Origin of the sequence: Micromonospora sp. DH14 (genome assembly GCF_029809455.1) — a bacterium.
GTDB lineage: Bacteria > Actinomycetota > Actinomycetes > Mycobacteriales > Micromonosporaceae > Micromonospora > Micromonospora parva.
This window is the reverse complement of sequence record NZ_JARVKT010000009.1, coordinates 83,881-101,436: the sequence shown is the minus strand read 5'-3', so window position 1 is coordinate 101,436 and position 17,556 is coordinate 83,881. Positions and strand designations below refer to the sequence as shown.

The 17,556-nt window shown below is 72.3% G+C and carries 20 protein-coding genes; 10 read left to right on the top strand and 10 right to left on the bottom strand.

The features are described from left to right. The first annotated feature begins 87 nt into the window (after positions 1–87). A complete protein-coding gene (locus QCZ28_RS14455) occupies positions 88–1,155 on the top strand; it encodes a beta family protein (RefSeq protein WP_279517143.1) in 1,068 nt (355 codons plus the stop codon). A 10-nt stretch (positions 1,156–1,165) separates the two neighbouring features. Here QCZ28_RS14455 and QCZ28_RS14450 read toward each other — a convergent pair whose 3' ends face one another. Further along, complete coding sequence (locus QCZ28_RS14450) at positions 1,166–1,447, bottom strand: adhesin (protein ID WP_279517142.1); 282 nt, start codon at positions 1,445–1,447, stop codon at positions 1,166–1,168. 193 nt (positions 1,448–1,640) lie between these two features. Then, positions 1,641–2,714: an NAD(P)-binding domain-containing protein gene (locus tag QCZ28_RS14445; protein WP_279517141.1), complete on the bottom strand. Its 1,074-nt coding sequence runs from the start codon at positions 2,712–2,714 to the stop codon at positions 1,641–1,643. 104 nt (positions 2,715–2,818) lie between these two features. Between QCZ28_RS14445 and QCZ28_RS14440 the strand changes: the two genes are divergently transcribed. After that, positions 2,819–3,535: an aquaporin gene (locus QCZ28_RS14440; RefSeq protein WP_279517140.1), complete on the top strand. Its 717-nt coding sequence runs from the start codon at positions 2,819–2,821 to the stop codon at positions 3,533–3,535. 67 nt (positions 3,536–3,602) lie between these two features. Next, on the top strand, positions 3,603–5,186 hold the full coding sequence (gene dacB / locus QCZ28_RS14435; protein ID WP_279517139.1) for a D-alanyl-D-alanine carboxypeptidase/D-alanyl-D-alanine-endopeptidase: 1,584 nt from the start codon (positions 3,603–3,605) through the stop codon (positions 5,184–5,186). 45 nt (positions 5,187–5,231) lie between these two features. On the opposite strand, the gene QCZ28_RS14430 is transcribed toward dacB, so the two are convergent. From QCZ28_RS14430 to QCZ28_RS14420, 3 genes are all read right to left on the bottom strand, one after another. After that, complete coding sequence (locus QCZ28_RS14430) at positions 5,232–5,561, bottom strand: hypothetical protein (protein ID WP_279517138.1); 330 nt, start codon at positions 5,559–5,561, stop codon at positions 5,232–5,234. Between the two features lie 116 nt (positions 5,562–5,677). Further along, positions 5,678–6,622 carry a hypothetical protein gene (locus QCZ28_RS14425; protein ID WP_279517137.1) on the bottom strand — a complete coding sequence of 315 codons (945 nt, stop codon included), beginning with the start codon at positions 6,620–6,622 and terminating at the stop codon, positions 5,678–5,680. Positions 6,623–6,821: 199 nt separating this feature from the next. Then, positions 6,822–7,415, bottom strand: a complete 594-nt coding sequence (locus tag QCZ28_RS14420) for a pentapeptide repeat-containing protein (RefSeq protein ID WP_279517136.1) — start codon at positions 7,413–7,415, stop codon at positions 6,822–6,824. 96 nt (positions 7,416–7,511) lie between these two features. On the opposite strand from QCZ28_RS14420, the gene QCZ28_RS14415 reads away from it, so the two are divergent. Beyond that, a complete protein-coding gene (locus QCZ28_RS14415; protein WP_279517135.1) occupies positions 7,512–8,744 on the top strand; it encodes a serine hydrolase in 1,233 nt (410 codons plus the stop codon). Positions 8,745–8,795: 51 nt separating this feature from the next. Then, the gene (locus QCZ28_RS14410; protein ID WP_279517134.1) at positions 8,796–9,437 is read left to right on the top strand and encodes an NAD(P)H-binding protein; all 642 of its coding nucleotides are present in this window, start codon (positions 8,796–8,798) and stop codon (positions 9,435–9,437) included. 21 nt (positions 9,438–9,458) lie between these two features. Here the strand turns inward: QCZ28_RS14410 and QCZ28_RS14405 are convergent, their stop codons facing one another. After that, positions 9,459–9,923: a PPOX class F420-dependent oxidoreductase gene (locus QCZ28_RS14405; protein ID WP_279517133.1), complete on the bottom strand. Its 465-nt coding sequence runs from the start codon at positions 9,921–9,923 to the stop codon at positions 9,459–9,461. Positions 9,924–9,965: 42 nt separating this feature from the next. Then, positions 9,966–10,604: a DUF6642 family protein gene (locus tag QCZ28_RS14400; RefSeq protein WP_279517132.1), complete on the bottom strand. Its 639-nt coding sequence runs from the start codon at positions 10,602–10,604 to the stop codon at positions 9,966–9,968. Between the two features lie 303 nt (positions 10,605–10,907). Between QCZ28_RS14400 and QCZ28_RS14395 the strand changes: the two genes are divergently transcribed. Continuing rightward, positions 10,908–11,696, top strand: a complete 789-nt coding sequence (locus QCZ28_RS14395; RefSeq protein WP_279517131.1) for a D-Ala-D-Ala carboxypeptidase family metallohydrolase — start codon at positions 10,908–10,910, stop codon at positions 11,694–11,696. 101 nt (positions 11,697–11,797) lie between these two features. On the opposite strand, the gene QCZ28_RS14390 is transcribed toward QCZ28_RS14395, so the two are convergent. From QCZ28_RS14390 to QCZ28_RS14380, 3 genes are all read right to left on the bottom strand, one after another. Then, complete coding sequence (locus tag QCZ28_RS14390; protein ID WP_279517130.1) at positions 11,798–12,208, bottom strand: hypothetical protein; 411 nt, start codon at positions 12,206–12,208, stop codon at positions 11,798–11,800. Positions 12,209–12,340: 132 nt separating this feature from the next. Further along, complete coding sequence (locus QCZ28_RS14385) at positions 12,341–13,012, bottom strand: response regulator transcription factor (RefSeq protein WP_279517129.1); 672 nt, start codon at positions 13,010–13,012, stop codon at positions 12,341–12,343. Positions 13,013–13,151: 139 nt separating this feature from the next. Next, a complete protein-coding gene (locus QCZ28_RS14380; protein WP_279517128.1) occupies positions 13,152–14,402 on the bottom strand; it encodes a histidine kinase in 1,251 nt (416 codons plus the stop codon). A gap of 132 nt (positions 14,403–14,534) precedes the next feature. On the opposite strand from QCZ28_RS14380, the gene QCZ28_RS14375 reads away from it, so the two are divergent. The 4 genes from QCZ28_RS14375 to QCZ28_RS14360 are packed head-to-tail and all read left to right on the top strand — an operon-like array spanning position 14,535 to position 17,555. Continuing rightward, positions 14,535–15,431 (top strand): ATP-binding cassette domain-containing protein, encoded by an 897-nt coding sequence (locus QCZ28_RS14375; protein WP_279517127.1) that lies wholly within the window; start codon positions 14,535–14,537, stop codon positions 15,429–15,431. After that, a complete protein-coding gene (locus QCZ28_RS14370; protein WP_279517126.1) occupies positions 15,428–16,222 on the top strand; it encodes an ABC transporter permease in 795 nt (264 codons plus the stop codon). The genes QCZ28_RS14375 and QCZ28_RS14370 overlap by 4 nt, the downstream gene beginning before the upstream one ends. Before the next feature lie 2 nt (positions 16,223–16,224). After that, a complete protein-coding gene (locus QCZ28_RS14365) occupies positions 16,225–16,974 on the top strand; it encodes a hypothetical protein (RefSeq protein WP_279517125.1) in 750 nt (249 codons plus the stop codon). Positions 16,975–17,006: 32 nt separating this feature from the next. Continuing rightward, positions 17,007–17,555: a heme-binding protein gene (locus tag QCZ28_RS14360; protein ID WP_279517124.1), complete on the top strand. Its 549-nt coding sequence runs from the start codon at positions 17,007–17,009 to the stop codon at positions 17,553–17,555. Position 17,556 lies beyond the last annotated feature (1 nt).

Below are 17,556 nucleotides of genomic sequence, written 5' to 3'. Positions count from 1 at the left end.
GGATGGTAGTCGCCGAACCGACAGTCGAGCAGCCGAATTCCGACTTACACCCCTGTGAGACATGCGCATGCCTGGCTAAATTGAAGTATGGTGCCCGCCCACGGGGGCCGGGCGGAGGCAACGCTCTACCGCCCCATCCTCGCCAACCGACGAGGCGAGCTTGAGGCCCTGAGCCACCTCGATCCCGCGTACGCCGAGCTGGTCGCCCCGGTCCTGGAGATCGGCACGATCGACAGGTCCACGATGGACACCATGCGCCGACTGCCGTCCGGGCTGCTGCCCGCCATCGACGTCAGCGCGCTGCCCGACATTCCCGAGGCGGAGCTGACCCGCTGGGGCGTACCGATGGTGCCGGTCATCGGGCTCTCCGAGAGCGACCACCGGCTGGTCGCGCACGGCGCGGCGGCGCGGGCGTACGGCCGCCGGGCGCTCATCCGGCTGCGGGCCGGCCAGGACCGGGCCGGGCCGGACGCGAGCACCACCGCTGTGGAACGGATCTGGCGGTTCACCGACCTCGCCCCGGAGGAGTGCGACCTGCTGGTGGACGCGGGGGACGTGTGCTGCCCGGCGGACGTGCGGGCCGCCGAGCCCCGGATCCGCCGCCTGCTGGACTGGGCGCGCCGACACGCCTGGCGGTCGGTGACGGTGGCGGCGGGCGGCATGCCGCCGACGCTGTCCCGCCTGCCCACCGACGAACCGGTCCAGCTGGACCGTTGGGACTGGCAGCTGTGGCGACGTCTGGCCGACGCCGGGGTCGACTACGGCGACTACGGCGTCCACCCGGCGGTGCCGGGCACCGGTGATCCCGGCGACCGGTTGCCGACGGTGCGGTACACCGACGACGGCAGTTGGTGGATCTACCGCTGGGCGCGACGCGGCGGCCGGGGCGACGACCGGTTCGCCGACCTGTGTCGCACGCTGGTGTCGGCGCCACACTGGCCGATCACCGGGGCGGCCTTCTCCTGGGGTGACCATGAGCTGTTGCGCCGCGCCCGCAGGGGCGCCGGCGCCGGCTCGACCGCCAACTGGGCGGCGTGGAGCACCTCGCACCACCTGGCCCACGTGCTGAACACGCTGTTGCACCCGGCCGGCGACGGTGCGCCGAGATGGCACCCCGGGCAGGGTCCACCGCAGCGGGGACGCCCGTTGCGGTGAGCTTCTGGTGCTACTGCCTCTCGGTGAAGCCGAACTGGATGACGCCCTCGTCGTCGACGGTGGCGTCCACCGACGCGTCACCGAGCAGCTCGGCGGCGTCCTCGTCCAGGAAGATCCGAGCGCCCTGGTTGTCGACCACCCGATCGCCCTGCACCGGCTCGGGCACCAGCTCGACGGTGAGCGAGCCGGCCTCGGCGTCGGCGGCGATTCGCACCCCACCGTCCTGGGCGACGTCCTGCTGATTGGCGAGGTCACGAATGACGAGCACGGCGTTATCGGTCATGGTGAGCATGAGTGGAACTCCTCGTGGATTCTCGGCTCGCGGTCGGATACGGCACGGACCGGACAGTCGGGCCCGCGTACGAGCACGCGTGGGAGGCGACAGAGGGGCGAACGGTCATCGCCGTCGCATCAGATCGGGGCAGCTGACGGCCCCGTCACTCCCACCGTGCCCGCTGGCGGACCATCCGTCAAATAGAGCCGGATCAGTGGAGAGCGGCGGCCGGGGCCAGCCACGCGCGAATCTCGTTGACCGCCGCGCGGCCGGCCCGGTTGGCGCCGATCGTGCTGGCCGAGGGGCCGTAACCGACCAGGTGAACCCGCGGGTCGGCGACGACCCGGGTGCCGTCCATCGTGATACCGCCGCCCGGCGCGCGTAGGCCCAGCGGGGCGAGATGGTCGATGGCCGCGCGGAAGCCGGTGCACCAGAGGATCACGTCCGCCGACACGTTCCGCCCGTCCGCCCAGGCCACCCCGTCGGGTGTGATCCGGTCGAACACGGGTAGCCGGTCGAGGACACCGCGCTCGCGCAGTCGGCGTACCTCGGGGGTGACCGGCAGCCCGGTCACGCCCACCACGCTTCCCGGTGGGCGGCCTTCCCGTACCGCCTCGTCCACCCGGGCCACCGCGGCGCGGCCCAACTCCGGGCCGAACTCCTCGTCGCGGAACTCCGGCGGTCGACGGGTCACCCAGGTGGTGGCCGCCGCGACGGTGGAGACCTCACCGAGCAGTTGCACGGCCGAGGTGCCGCCGCCGACGACCACCACGCGAAGGCCGGTGAACTCGGCCGGCCCCCGATAGTCGGCGGTGTGCAGCTGCCGTCCCCGGAACGTCGACCGGCCCGGGTAGTGCGGCCAGAACGGCCGCGTCCAGGTGCCGGTGGCGTTGATGAGAGCCCGAGCGATCCACCGGTCCTGGTCGGTGTGCACGTCCAGCCGCCCGTCCGGGCGGGAACGCACCGCCCGGACCCGCACCGGCCGCCGCACCGGCAGGTCGAAGGCCCTCTCGTACGCGGCGAAGTAGGCGCTGACCTGCTCAGCTGCCGGGCGGTGCGGATCGGCGGGCGGGAGCGGCAGGCCGGGCAGGTCGTGGAAGCCGTGCACCCTGTCGAAGACCAGCGTCGGCCAGCGGTGCTGCCACGCGCCGCCGGGCCCGTTGTCGGCGTCGAGGATGACGAAGCCACTGCCGGGGGCGAAACCGGTCCGGTGCAGGTGGTAGCCGGCACTCAGGCCGGCCTGACCGGCGCCGATCACCACGACGTCCGCTGAGTGGGTGTCCACCTGGTGTGCAACACCGTGGTCGGCGCCGGTGTGCCCGCGTTCGGCCGTCGCGCCGATCACAGACTTTCGGCAATGACCGCCTGACCTGCACCTACGCTGAGTGAATGAGCGACTTCCGTCGGTACGCGGCCGAACTCCTCGGCACACTGTTGCTGGTGTTCTTCGGCGTGGGCAGTGCGGTCGCCGCCCGGGTCCAGGGCGGCGTGGTGGTGGTGGCGCTGGCCTTCGGGTTCGTGATGGTGGCCCTGGTCTACACGATCGGCCCACTCTCCGGCAGCCACGTCAACCCGGCGGTGACGCTCGGTGTGCTGCTCTCCGGAAAGATCTCGTTACTCGGGGCGGTGGCGTACTGGATCGCGCAGTTCGTCGGCGCGACCATCGCGGCCTTCGTGTTGTGGGCGCTCACCCGATGGGGTGACGTCGCGGACCAGACCGGGGCCCTGGGCGCGAACGGCTACGGCGCGCACATCAACCGGGGCGGCGCTGCCGTGCTGGAGGTCGTCCTGACCTTCCTCTTCGTGCTGGTCGTGCTGGTGGTGACGAGTCGGAGCGAGAATCCGGGCACCGCCGGACTGGCCATCGGGTTGGCGCTGGCCACCACCCAACTGGTGGGCGTGACGCTCACCGGTGCGGCGGTCAACCCGGCCCGCGCGTTCGGCCCGGCGGTCTTCGAGGGCGGCGTGGCGCTGCGGCAGCTCTGGGTGTTCATCGTCTTCCCGCTGCTCGGCGGGGCGCTCGCCGCGTTGGTCGCACCACTGCTGATGGGGGCGCAGCGGCACTACTGGGGTGGTCACGAGAAATCGGTCGGCGGGCCGAAATAGTCAGCTACGGCAATATCTTTCGCCCGGGGATCTTTTCCGGCGAATATCTCCGTGGCAGCATCAGCACATGCATCGTCGTCACTTTCCCCGGGCCCTCGCGCTGCTGGCGCTGGTCGCCATCGCGGCCACCGCCGCCGCGCCCGGCGCCACGGCCGAGTCGCCCACCCCGGCGACGACCCAGCTGCGCGCCACCATCGACACGATCCTCGCCGACAGCCGGCTGAGCGGCGCGCAGGCCTCGGTGGTCGTGGTCGACACCGGCACGGGGCAGACGCTCTACGACCGCAACGGCGACCGCCGGCTGATCCCGGCGTCCAACACCAAGCTGCTGACCTCGACCGCGGCCCTTGAGCTGCTCGGTCCCGGTCACCGCTTCACCACCGACGTCCGCGCCAGCGGCAAGCGTCGCGCGGGCCTGCTCTCCGGCAACCTCTACCTGCACGGCGGAGGCGACCCGACAATGCTCGCCGCCGACTACGACGCGCTCGCCGCGCAGGTCGCCGCCGACGGCGTACGGGTGGTCACCGGCAACCTGGTCGCCGACGACACCCGCTACGACCGCACCCGGCTCGGCCCCGACTGGACCTGGGACGACGAGCCCTACTACTACGCCGCCCCGGTCTCCGCGCTGACCGTCGCCCCGGACACCGACTACGACGCGGGCACGGTGATCGTGCACGCCGCGCCGGCCGACCGGGCCGGCGCCCCGCCGGTGGTGACCACCACCCCCGCCACCGGATACGTCCGGATCGACAACCGCGCCGAGACGGTCAGCAGCGGCGAGACCTCCATCTCGATCGAGCGCGAACACGGCGGCAACACCGTCGTGGTGACCGGTCAGATCGCCGTCGGCGACGAGCCGGCCAGCGACTGGGTCACCGTCTGGGAACCCACCGGCTACGCGGCCGACGTGTTCCGGGCGGCGCTGCACCGACACGGCGTCCGGGTGCTCGGCCGGACCGTGCTCGGCCAGCCCACCCCGGAGGCGGCCGATCAGGTGGCGCGACACGACTCGATGAGCCTGGGCGAGCTGATGACACCGTTCCTCAAGCTCTCCAACAACGGGCACGCCGAGGTGTTGACCAAGGAGATCGGTCGGGTGCTCTCCGGGTCGGGAACGTGGACGGCCGGCCTCACCGCGATCAGCGAGTACGTGGCCGACACCGGGATGGACACCGGGAAGCTGCGCCAGCGGGACGGCTCGGGGTTGTCCCGGCGCAACCTCGTCCCGGCGACGGAGTTCGTCGACCTACTCAGCGCCGTCCGCGCCGAACCATGGTTCGCCACCTGGTACGCGGCGCTGCCGATCGCCGGCCAGCCCGAGCGGTTCGTCGGCGGCACCCTGCGCAGCCGGATGGCCGGCACCCCGGCGGCGGGCAACGTGCACGCCAAGACCGGCAGCCTCACCGGTGTCTCCGGGCTCTCCGGGTACGTCACCAGCGCCGACGGTCGGCTGCTGGCGTTCTCCATCCTGCTGAACAACTACCTGACGGCGTCGGTGAAGTCGCTGGAGGACCAGATCGCCGTGACGCTGGCCGGTTTCCGCGAGGGACAGACGTCGGCGGCCCGGGTGGCAGCGCCGGCGGTGCCGGAGACGCCGCGCACCCCGGAGGGCGTCGAGTGTGCCTGGGTGAAGCCGATCACCTGCTGAGCGACGGCCGGGAGGCGCGTCCGCGCCTCCCGGCCCGGCGAGCGCTCAGGCCGGACGGTCCGGTGGGGGGACCACCGCCGTCGGGTCGCCCCGCTCGATGAGCGCGGCGATCTCAGCGGCCCGCAGCCCGCGCAGCGCCAGCACCCGGGTGCCCCAGCGGTGCAGGCGGCACGGGTGCGGGCTGGCATCGTTGCGGCAGACCACACCCCCGGACCACCGCCGGGGGGCGTGCACCACCACCGCCCGCACGGCGAACTGGGTGTCCTCGCCCGTCACGTACGGCGGCAGGGGAATGTCGCGAAGAACCTCCCCGGACGCTTCACCGGTGCCGGACGAAGCGACACGACGGACGCGGTGGGCGGTGCTGCTGCTCATTTCCGCTGCCTCCACACTGGATGGTCGGATGGGGACAGCAGAAAGTTACGTCGCATTCGACGGTCCGCGACGGACAAACTGTCCCGCCGCCGCCCGCGCGACGATGGATCGGTCAGTCAGCGCACCGCCACGGCCTGCAGGCCGACGTTTCCGCAGTGCTGCGTGAAGACCTTCTCTACGGTCCACTTCAGCAACAGGCGAGCACCCTTCGGCAGCGTGAAGCGGATGGTGAACTGGGCGCTCTGACTGGTGTAGGGATCTTCCAGTCGCGCGGTGCTGGCGGGCCCGCCGGTGGACAGCCGCGCTTCCAGCCGCCCGCGTGCCATCCAGATGCCGCCGTAGAGATGGACCGTGCGCGGCCCGCCGCTGCCGGCGACGGCGAGACTGAACCCGTTGCCGGCACCGCAGGTGTAGACACCGTTGGAGGTGCCGTTCGTCGACCGGTTCGGTGTGCCGTCGGACCAGCGCACGTACTCCTGGTTGCCGTCCCAGCCGACCCGCCTGCCGGCGCCTCCCCCGTCGACGATCTCGCCGGAGCCGGAGCGCTTGCGGATCGTCGACCCGCCGCCGTCCTCCCCCCAGTGCACCCAGTCCCGGGCGCCCACGGCGGTGAGGTCGACGGAGGCGGGCATCTCCTCCCGGCTCACCGACAGCGCCGGCGCACCGGGCTTGGCCGGTGGCGGCGGCGGGGCGGGCGGGCTGGTCGACGGTGTCGGGTCCGGTGAGGGCGGGCGCTGGCGCGGGCGCAGACCGGGGGTGGCCGGCCCCGCCTCACCGGTGCGCCCGTCCGCGGCCGGGAGAACGGGGGAACGGCCGGTCCCGGCGGAGCCGCCGCCCGGACCCACCTGGTCGTCCGGCTCGGGCCCGGACCAGAAGCTGAGGTACGAGATCAGCAGCACCAGGCCGACGAGTACGGCGGTTCCCTCCACCACCCAGCGCCGCCGCTGCCGGGCGCGGCGCAGCACGCTGCGGGTGAATCCGGCGGTCGTGGCACGCGGACGGTGCCTCGGCGGCGCGTCGCCAGCCCTCGAACCAGCCCGCGTGCGGTCTTCGTCCGCCACCGACCCCTCCAACTCCACCGCCCGGCCGTCCTGGACCGCGGCGGACCACACCGTCCACTGTGGGCCGATTCACGTTTACACGGGCGTGGACGACACGCTAGATCCGGACGGCCGGACGTGTCCAGCCCACAACGGGACGCTGTCGGACAACATGGCCCGCCCGGACTGACACTTCGGCAGCCCACGACCGCCTTACGCGTCAGCCGATCCGGAAACCGAGCAGCTGCGCGATGGTCACGGCCTGCTCGACGTCGATGACGGCACCGGCCCGCTCGACGACCGTCGGGTCGAGCGCGGTGAGATCGCTGCCCCGCAGGTCGGCGCCGCCGAGCCGGACGTTGGTCAGCTGGGCGCCGGAGAGATCGACACCAGTGACGGTGGCACCGGTCAGATTGGCCCTGGTGAGGTCCACCTCGCGCATGCGCACCCCGGTCAGCCGAACGCCGCGCAGGTCGGCGCCGGGCAGCGCGGCGAAGGACCAGTCGCCGCCGTCCACCGTCAACGGACGCAGATCACACTCGCTGAAGGTGCTGCCGACCAGCTTGCAGCCGGTGAACTCGGCCTCGAAGAAGTTGCACCGCCGAAAGACGCACCGGGTGAAGGCGGAGTCGACATGCCGGGAGGCGTTGAACGCCACGTTGCCGAACGTGCACCCGGTGAAGACCGCGCCTCTGCTCACCGCCTCGGTCAGGTCCACCCCGAAGAACTCGCAACCCACGAAGTGCCGGTCGGTCAGCTCCTCGCCGTACCAGTCGTCGTTGCGGAAGGTCACGTCCTCGGTCAACTCCGGCATCCGGCCAGGCTAGTGGGCACCGCCGACGCCCGACGGACGGCGGGCCGGTGCCGGCCCCCTTCCGACGCCGCTGTACCGGCGAGTAGGTTCGGCGACGTGAGTGTGGCTCGGAGCATGGACCCGGATCAGATCGGTTTCGACCCGGCGCGGCTGGCGCGGATCGACGAGCACTTCGGCCGGTACGTCGACGACGGCCGGCTGTCCGGCTGGCAGGTGGTGGTCACCCGCCGCGGCGAGGTGGCGCACTCCTCGACGTACGGGCTGCGCGACCGGGAGTCGGGCGCGCCGGTCGAGGCCGACACCCTCTGGCGGATCTACTCGATGACCAAGCCGGTCACCTCGGTCGCGGCGATGATGCTGTGGGAGGAGGGCCGGTTCGAGCTGACCGACGAGATCAGCCGCTGGCTGCCCGAGTTCGCCGACCTGCGGGTCTACTCCAAGGGGTCGACGCTCAAGCCGTACACCGTTCCGGCGGTGGAGCCGATCCGGGTCTGGCACCTGCTCACCCACACGGCCGGCCTGACGTACGGCTTCCTGCAGACCTCGGTGGTCGACGGTCTCTACCGGGCCGCCGGCTATGACCTGTACCCGCCGGCGGACGTGGACCTGGCCAGCGCCAGCGCGACCTTCGGCAAGCTGCCGCTGCTGTTCCAGCCCGGCACGGCGTGGGGCTACTCCGTCGCCACCGACGTGCTCGGCCGACTCGTCGAGGTGATCTCCGGGCAGAGCCTGGACGCGTTCTTCGCGGACCGGATCTTCAGCCCGCTGGGCATGACCGACACCCGCTGGTGGGTGGAGGGCGACGAGGCCGAGCGGCTGGCCGCGCTCTACGTACCGGATCCGCGCAGCGGCCGGGCCGTCCGCTACGACAGCCTCGGGTCGCTGGCGTTCCGCAAGCCGGCGTTGCTCTCCGGCGGCGGTGGCCTGATCTCCAGCGCGGCCGACTACCACCGCTTCACCTCGCTGCTGCTGCGCGGCGGGGAGCTGGACGGCGTCCGGCTGCTCGGGCCGCGCACGGTGCGGCTCATGACCCGCAACCACCTACCCGGTGGTCAGGACCTGGGCACCCTGTCCACCGGCGGCTTCGCCGAGACCACCCTGGACGGGATCGGGTTCGGCCTCGGCTTCGCGGTGGTCGACGACCCGATCCCCAGCCGGTTGCCGAGCAGCGTCGGCGAGTACTACTGGGGCGGAGTAGCCAGCACCGCGTTCTGGGTCGACCCGGCGGAGGAGATCACTGCCCTGCTGTTCACCCAGCTGATGCCGTCGAGCACCTACCCGTTGCGCTCCCAGCTGCGCCAGCTCGTCTACGCCGCCCTGGTCGACTGACGGTTCGCCGTTCCACCGACACCGGGTCGGCCCACTGCCTAACCTGACCCGGTGAGCACCATCGTCGTGTTTGGCGCGGGCGGCACCGCCGGTTCGCGGGTCGTCGCCGAGGCGGCCGACCGGGGGCATCGGGTGATCGCCGCCGTCCGCCGCCCGGAGGCCACCTCGTACCTGCCGGCCGGGGTGCGGACGGTCACCGGCGACGCGACCAGCCAACGGAGTGTGCGGGAGCTGGCCCCGGACGCCGACGCGCTGGTCGTGGCGATCGGCGGCGGCGAACGCGAGCTGTGGCGCGACGCGGCGGAGAACCTGGTGACCGCGCTGCGCGGGATGGCGGCCGCACCGCGGATCATCCACCTGGGCGGCGGGTCCACCCTGCTCACCCCGGGCGGCACCCGCATCCTCGACGAACCGGACTTCCCGGCCGAGTACCGGGACGCGGCGCTGGGCCAGGCGGAGGCGCTGGACTACTACCGCACCGCCGCCGACGGGGTGAGCTGGACGTATGTCTCGCCGCCCCCGCTGGAGTTCCACCCCGGCGCCCGCACCGGGCACTACCGCACCGGCACCGACCAGCCGGTCACCGACAGTCAGGGCCGTTCGGTGCTCACCTACGAGGACCTGGCGGTGGCGATCGTCGACGAGATCGAACAGCCACGACACCAGAACGCCCGCTTCACCGTCGCGTACTGACGGGGTGCCGGCCGGCATTGGTCAGTCGGCGAGGCGGGCCGGGAAGCCACCGGTGGCGATCGGACCCCAGGCGTCGATGGTGACCCGGATCAGCGACTTGCCCTGGCGCGCCATCGCCGCCCGGTAGTCGTCCCAGTCCGGGTGTTCGCCGGAGATGCTGCGGAAGTAATCCACCAGCGGCTCCAGCGCCTCGGGCAGGTCCAGCACCTCGGTGGTGCCGTCGATCTGCACCCACGGGCCGTTCCAGTCGTCGCTGAGCACACAGGCCGAGACCCGGGGGTCGCGGCGGATGTTGGTCACCTTGGCCCGCTCGGGGTAGGTGGACACGACCAGCCGCCCCTGCCCGTCGACCCCGGCGGAGACCGGGGAGGACTGCGGGCGCCCGTCGGCCCGGGTGGTCATCAGCAGGACGCGGTGCCGCGGCCGGAGGAAGTCGAGCAGGCCGTCCCGGTCGATCCGGGTGTTCGTTGCGATGCTGCGTGCCATTCCCCGTTCCTACCAGGGGGCGGGCGCGGCGACGGCGGCGGGTCAGCGGGGTCGGGCCGGGGCGCGGTGCACCGCCTGGGTGGGCACCCGGGGACGACCGGACGGACGCCAGGCCCGACCGTTGGCGTAGATCACCCGGAAACCGAGGTACGACGCGAGCGGCGCCCAGTGGGCGGAGCCCATCCGCAGCTCGGCGGCGTTGTGGCGCTGGCCGTTGGCGAGCACGTCGAGCAGAACCGTTTCGAAGGCCGCCGATTCGACCCAGTCGACTTCCCGGGTAAAACCGCAGATCAGCGCGGCTCCGGTGACCTCCAGGAACTCGCGCAGCACCGCGTCCGAGGCGCGCAGCACCGAGCAGCTGCCGAAATAGAGTCGCCGGCCCTCGGCGCGGCCGGCCATCAGCTCGGCCACCTCGTTCAACTCGACCGACTGCCAGTCGGTGAGGCAGAGCCGGCTCGGCTCGCCGTGCATGGCGAAGAAGCCGACGCGGTGGTCGGCGTACTGCTTGAGCAGCCAACGGTCCAGGAAGTAGAACAGCTCGTCGCGGGTGGCCGCGTCCTTGTGGATGAAGCGGATCTTGCCCAGCCGCTCCAGCAGCTCCAGGGTGGGCAGCACCGAGCCCCGCTCGTTGAGATCCCGGTGCCACTGACCCTCGACACAGAAGACGCCACCGCGTGCCACGCGCACCTCCGCCAGTCCGCCGCCCGGGCTGACGTTACCGGCCGCCGCCACCCTGGGAACATCACCCTCGGTGTGGCGGAACGCGACGTTCGGTGTGCTTGACCGTAGAAAGGCCGATCGGCAGGAAATGGCTGTTTCGCAAATCAGCTGAATTCCCAGGCAATACCCAGGGACAGCGGATTGTGAGCACGATTCTCGTTAATCGCCGCCAACGGCACGGATCAGTGCGAGGGTGGAAATCACGGGACTTCTCGGTCGATGTCCCGGAGCCACCCCATTCGCTCTCCTATCGGGAGGACTTCTGTGCGCGTAAACACCTTGAAGCGTGCCGCCGTCGCATTCGCCCTGGCACTGCCCGGGGCCGCAATCGCCACGGTGGTCGCCGCACCGGCGGCACACGCGGACGGCTGTTACACCTGGAACCGCACCCTGACCCAGGGGCGTTCCGGCGACGACGTCCGGCAGTTGCAGATCCGGGTCGCCGGATGGGCCGGAAACCGGGACATCGTGGAGAACGACGGCCGTTATGGGCCCAAGACCGCCGCCGCGGTCAAGCGGTTCCAGCAGGCGTACGGGCTGCGCGCCGACGGCATCGCCGGCCCGCAGACCTTCGCCAAGCTCTACCAACTCCAGGACAACGACTGCACGCCCGCGCACTTCAGCTACAGCGAGATGGACAACGGGTGCGGCGGGAGCGGGTGGAGCGGCGGCCCGCTGTCGGCGAGCCAGACCAAGCAGAACGCGCTGCGCACCATGTGGAAGCTGGAGGCGCTACGCAAGGGCCTCGGTGACAAGCCGCTCTACGTGTCCAGCGGCTTCCGCAGTCGCGCCTGCAACAACCAGGTCGGCGGCGCGTCCGACAGTCAACACCTGTACGGCAACGCGGCCGACGTGACCTCACGGACGTCCTCGCTGTGCCAGATCGCCCGCAACGCCCGCAACAACGGCTTCAGTGGGATCTACGGGCCGGGCTACCCCGACCACGACGACCACGTGCACGTCGACTCGCGGCGGGAGAACAACAGCGACAACAGCTCGAACACGACCAGCTGGTCCGCACCGGACTGCGGCATCGGGGCCGGCAACGACTGAGCCGACCGGCCAGAGCGACGTCGGCCCGACGCGGAGGGGGAATCTCCGCGTCGGGCCGACGTCATGTCGCCCCGGGTCAGGTGGGCGGAGGGGTAACGCGCTCAGCTCGCCCGGGGCCAGCGCGGCGCGGTGACGGGGGGAGTCACCGGCCGGCCAGCAGCGGTGGGCCGTACGCCCTGGGGGACGACCCGCGCGGCCTGCTGCCGCGACGGCCCGGTCGCCGTGAACGGGAAGGGTACGTGCACGAACGGGTTGCCATGCCGGATCAACGCCTCGATCTGCCGCTCGTTGAGCCCGTGTGTCTCCAACACCCGCCGCCCCCAGCGATGCAGGCGGCACGGATAGGAGGCACCGTCGTTGCGGCACAGCGGCCCGGTCGGCCACTCCTCGGCGGTGTGCACGACCACCGCCCGGACCGCGAGCCGGACATCCTCGGGGGTCAGCGGTGTCGGCATCGGCACCTCACCCAGCACCTGATCGATGGGATCCGTCGACTGCTCACCAACTCGCACGGCAGGCCTCCCGCAGTTCGGCAGCGGTACGGCGGACCCACCGCACCGACATCCTCGGTCAGGAGTACGGCGGGCACTGGCCGAAAGTTCAATTCCGGTACCCGGTAAGCAGATCCTCCGCGGAACGGACCGTCAGACGAGGCCGGCGTCGTGCACGAGCAGCGCCACCTGGACCCGGTTGTTCAGCTCCAGTCGGGTCAGCAGCCGGGAGACGTACGCCTTCACCGTCGCCACGCTCATGAACAACTCCCCCGCGATCTCCGCGTTGGTGTGACCCCGCCCCAGCGCGACCGCCACCTGCCGCTCCCGCTCGCTGAGCGCGTTGATCAGCCGCAGCGCCCGTTCCCGGCGCGGGTCCGGGCCGACCGGGCCGGGAACGGCGGCGGTCACGTGGGCGATCAACGTGCGGGTCACCGTCGGGGAGAGGGTCGCCTCGCCCGCCGCGACCCGGCGCACGGCGTGCACGATCTCCGCCGGTGGAGTGTCCTTCAGCAGGAAACCGGCAGCGCCGGCGCGGAGCGCCCGCAGCACCTGCTCGTCGGCGTCGAAGGTGGTGAGCACCAGCACCTCCGGCGGGTGCGGCTGGGCACGCAGCACCTCGGTGGCGGTCAGCCCATCGACCCGGGGCATCCGGATGTCCATCAGCACCACGTCCGGGGCGTACGCGGCGACGGCCGCCGGCACCTCGCCACCGTCGGCCGCCTCGCCGACCACTGTCAGGTCCGGCAGACCGCCGAGGATCATCGAGAGCCCGGCCCGGACCAGTGCGTCGTCGTCCACGATCAACACGCGCACCGACGGCACGACCGACTCCGGCCCCGCCGCACCGGAAGAGCCGACCTCCTCGGAGGGCCCGGTCACCGCAGGCCGGCCGGGAAGGGCACGCCGGCTGGGGACGACAGGCCGGCTGGGGACGACAGGCCGGCCCGGAGGGACACGCCGGTCACGCCGGCCACGGCAACCACGCCGCCAGCCGGAAGTCGCCGCTGTCGTCCCGGCCGTAGGCGAGTCGGCCACCGGCCAGGGTGACCCGTTCGCTGATGCCGACCAGGCCGGTGCCCGCACCCGGCAGGGTGCCGCCCTCCGGTGTGCCGACCGGCCACCGGTTGCCGATCGCCACGCTCAGCCCGGTGCCCGGCCCGCCGGCCACGTCCACGGTCACCGCCGCGCCGGCCGCGTGCTTGCGGGCGTTGGTCAACCCCTCCTGCACGATCCGGTACGCGGCCCGGCCCAGCGCCGCCGGCACCTTCTCCGCCTCGGCGACGGTGTCGCTGACGTTGACCCGCACCCCGGCCGAGCGCGACTCGGCGATCAGGGCCGGCAGGTCGGCGAGGGTCGGCTGGGGCGGCTCCGGGGCGTCGTCGCCGCCGTCCTCGGCCCGGAGCACCCCGATGACCTCGCGCAGGTCCTGAAGGGCGGCGTGCGCGCTGCCCCGGATCACCCCGGCGGCGCGGGCCACCTCGTCGGCCGGCGCGTCCGGGCGGAACTCCAGCGCACCGGCGTGCAGGCTGAGCAGCGAGATCCGGTGGGCCAGCACGTCGTGCATCTCCCGGGCGATCCGGGTGCGTTCGAGGTGGCGGGCCTGGGCGACCCGGAGTTGCTGCTCCGCCTCGGCCCGTTCGGCCCGCTCGCGCAGCGACACGATCAACTGCCGGCGGGCCCGGACGAACATCCCCCAGGCCAGCACGGCCAGGGTGATCACCACGCCCCAGGTCACGGTGAGCCAGTACGACATCGCCGGGTCCGGACGGGTCCAACTGAAGACCAGGTTGGTGAGGAACCCGACACCGGTGACCGCGATCGCGACGGCGGTCCGCCGGTGCACCACGACGGTGAAATAGATGATCAACAGCGGGATGGCGGCGGCCATCGAGAACAGGTTCAGCGGCAGGGTGGCCACTGCCAGCCCGAGGGGCCACCGCCGACGCACCCAGAGCAGCCCGCAGCAGACCAGCCCGAGCACCGTGTCGACGCCGAGCATCCAGTCGTGCGGCAGCGGGATCGCTATCTCCGGGGTGGGCGACAAGGCGTCCCCGAAGGTCAACAGCACCCAGAGCAGCCCGAGCAGGAAGGCGAGGCTGTCCACCACCCAGTCGCGGGTGGTGCGGCGCGGCCGCGCCCGCACGCGCTCGGCCGGCACCACCAGCTCCCCCGGCAGCAGCCAGGGGTGCTCGGGAACGGCGATGCTGGTCACCCGCCCATGCTAGGCAGCCGGCGGGCAACACGACCAGCTACCAAAGTCGAGACCCGCCGGTCGACCAAGGTCGACGCGGCACCGACCGGTGGCCGCAGCGGATGGCCGGGCGGCTCCGGCACGCTCGGCGACATGATCGTCGTAGAGAACCTCACCAAGCGATACGGGCCACACCCGGCTGTGGACGACGTGTCGTTCCGGTGCGAACCGGGCACCGTCACCGGCTTCCTCGGCCCCAACGGCGCCGGCAAGTCGACCACCATGCGCATGATCTGCGGGCTCACCACACCGACGGCCGGCCGCGCCACCGTCTCCGGGCACCCGTACCGGGAGCTGCCCAACCCGGGGCGGGAGGTCGGCGTGCTGCTGGACGCCTCCGCCCAGCACGCCGGGCGCACCGGCCGCGAGGCGTTGACGCTGTCCGCGTACACCATGGGTCTGGACAAGCGCGAGGTCGCCGCGAAGCTCGACCTGGTCGGGTTGAACGCGGTGGCGGCGAAGCGGCGGGTACGCGCGTACTCGTTGGGCATGCGGCAGCGGCTCGGCCTGGCGCAGGCGATGCTCGGTGACCCCCGGGTGTTGATCCTCGACGAGCCGGCCAACGGCCTGGACCCGGAGGGCATCTTCTGGATGCGCGGGCTGCTGCGCGACTTCGCCGACCGGGGCGGCACCGTGCTGCTCTCCTCCCACCTGCTGCGCGAGGTGGAGGCGGTCGCGGACCGGCTGGTGGTGATCGGGGGTGGCCGGATCGTGGCCCAGGGCGACAAGAAGGAGCTGCTGGCCGGCGGCGGCACGGTGGTCCGGGCCCGCGACGGCGCGGCGCTGCTCCGGGCGCTGGAATCGGCGGGGCTGACCGCCGCCGACAGCACCGACGGCCTGCTGGTGCAGGCCGACGCCGAGGCGGTCGGCCAGGCGGCGGCCGATGCCGGCGTCGCGCTGGCCGAGCTGCGCCCCGCCAGCGGCGGCGGCCTCGAACAGCTCTTCCTCACCCTGACCGCCGGCGAATCGACCAAGGAGGCCGTCCGATGACCACCACCACCGCGCCCGCCAGTGGCCTCGTCGCACCCCGGCAGCTTCCTCCGGTACGCCGGCCGTCGCTGCTCCGGCTCACCGGTGTGGAGCTGCGCAAGCTCGCCGACACCCGTGCCGGGCGCTGGCTGCTGATCACCATCGGCCTCGTCGTCGTCGCGATCGTCACCCTCCTGCTGATCTACGCCGAGGACTCCGAGCAGACCTTCTTCACCTTCTTCGTCACGTCGCTGTTGCCCGTCAACGTGCTCCTGCCGGTGCTGGGCATCCTGTCGATCACCAGCGAGTGGTCCCAGCGCACCGCCCTCACCACGTACGCCCTGGTGCCCCGGCGGGAGCGGGTGGTGGCCGCGAAGCTGATCGCGGTGGTGCTGGCCGCGCTCGCCTCCGTGCTGGTCACCCTGGCAGTCGCCGGCGTCGGGACGCTCGTGGCGTCCGCCACGGGCGGCGCGGGCACCTGGCGGTTCGACGCGGCGCTGATCGTGAACGCGGCGATCGTCCAGGTCGCCGGTGTGCTGATGGGTGCCGCCTTCGGCCTGCTGCTGCTCAACCCGCCGTTGGCCATCGTGGGCTACCTGCTGCTGCCAACCCTCTGGTCGGTGCTGGGCGAACTGGTCCGGCCCCTGCGGGGTGCGGCCGGTTGGCTGGACACCAGCCGGACCATGGAGCCGTTGTTCACCAGCCACGTCACCGGCGAGCAGTGGGGACGACTGGTGGTGTCCCTGCTGGTCTGGATGGTTCTGCCGCTGGCCGCCGGCCTGTTCCGGACACTGCGCCGCGAGGTGTCCTGATCATGGACGCGGCCGACCACCGTCCGCGCACCGTGGTCAGCGGTGGCCCGCTGGAGCTGGCGGTCCTGTGGGGTGGCTTCCCGCTGCTCGGCGCGGGCGCCGGATGGCTCCTGGCGGCGACGACGGGCTGGCTCGCCCGACTGCCCTGGGTGCCGTTCGGCGGCCTGGTCCGGTGGCTGGACCGGCTGCCCGAGCCGCAGGCCACCGCCGGCACCATCGCGGTGGGCGTGCTGGCCGGCCTGGTCGTCGCCGGGATCGGCACGGCCGAACGGCTGATCGTCACCGTCGACGCGGCACAGGTCCGGCTGCGCCGCTCCGCCGAGAACCGGACCGTCGCACGGGTCGACACCCGGGTGGTCTTCCTCGCCGACAAGCACCTGGTGCTGCTCGACGCCGACGGCGCGGAACTGGTCCGGGAGCCGACGGACCTGTCCGCCGCCGCACTCGCTGCGGCGTTCCGCGAGCACGGTTGGGGTTGGGCGGACGACGACCCGCACCGGTCGGCGTACCGGCTGTGGGTGCCCGACCTGCCCGGGTTGCCGACCGGCGCGGACGCGCTGCTGCGGGCCCGGGAACGGGCGGTCCAGCGGGACCGCCGCGACGACGCCCGGGAGTTGCGCCGCGAACTGGGTCTGATCGGGGTGGTGCTGCGCGACGACGACAAACGGCAGTACTGGCGGTTGACCGACCGGGCCGTCGCCCCCGGGTCGGAGCAGCCGACTTCGGCCGAGCGGGACGCGCACGGGCGGTAGCGTCGGTTCCAGCAGACCCTGGGAGCCGCGCGATGACCGAACAGCAGCCGTACCGGGTGGTGTCCCGACACCCCGGGTTCGAGCTGCGTCGGTACCCGGCCCACCTGGTGGCCGAGATGCAGATCCAGGCGTCGTTCACCAGGGCGCCGATCGAGGCGTTCCGGCCGCTGGCCGCGTACATCGGCGGTGCCAATCGGGCCCGGGGTTTGCTCGGTCCGGAGGCGGCCGGCGGCTCGGAGAAGATCGCCATGACCGTGCCGGTGATCCAGGTCGAGGGCGAGTCGCCGGGGGCGTACCTGATCCAGTTCATCATGCCGGCCACCTTCACCACCGCCACCCTGCCCGAGCCGGTGGACGCCCGGGTGCGGATCCACCCGGTGGCGGCGCGGCTGGCGGCGGCGATGAGGTTCTCCGGACGGTGGACGGAGAAGGCGTTCAGTCAGCGGGCGACGATGCTCGGCCGGTCGGTGACCGCGGCCGGGCTGCAACCCACCGGTGCCATCCGGTACGCGCGTTTCGACCCGCCGTGGAAGCCGTGGTTCCTGCGCCGCAACGAGGTCGTGCTGCCGGTCGTGGAGTGAG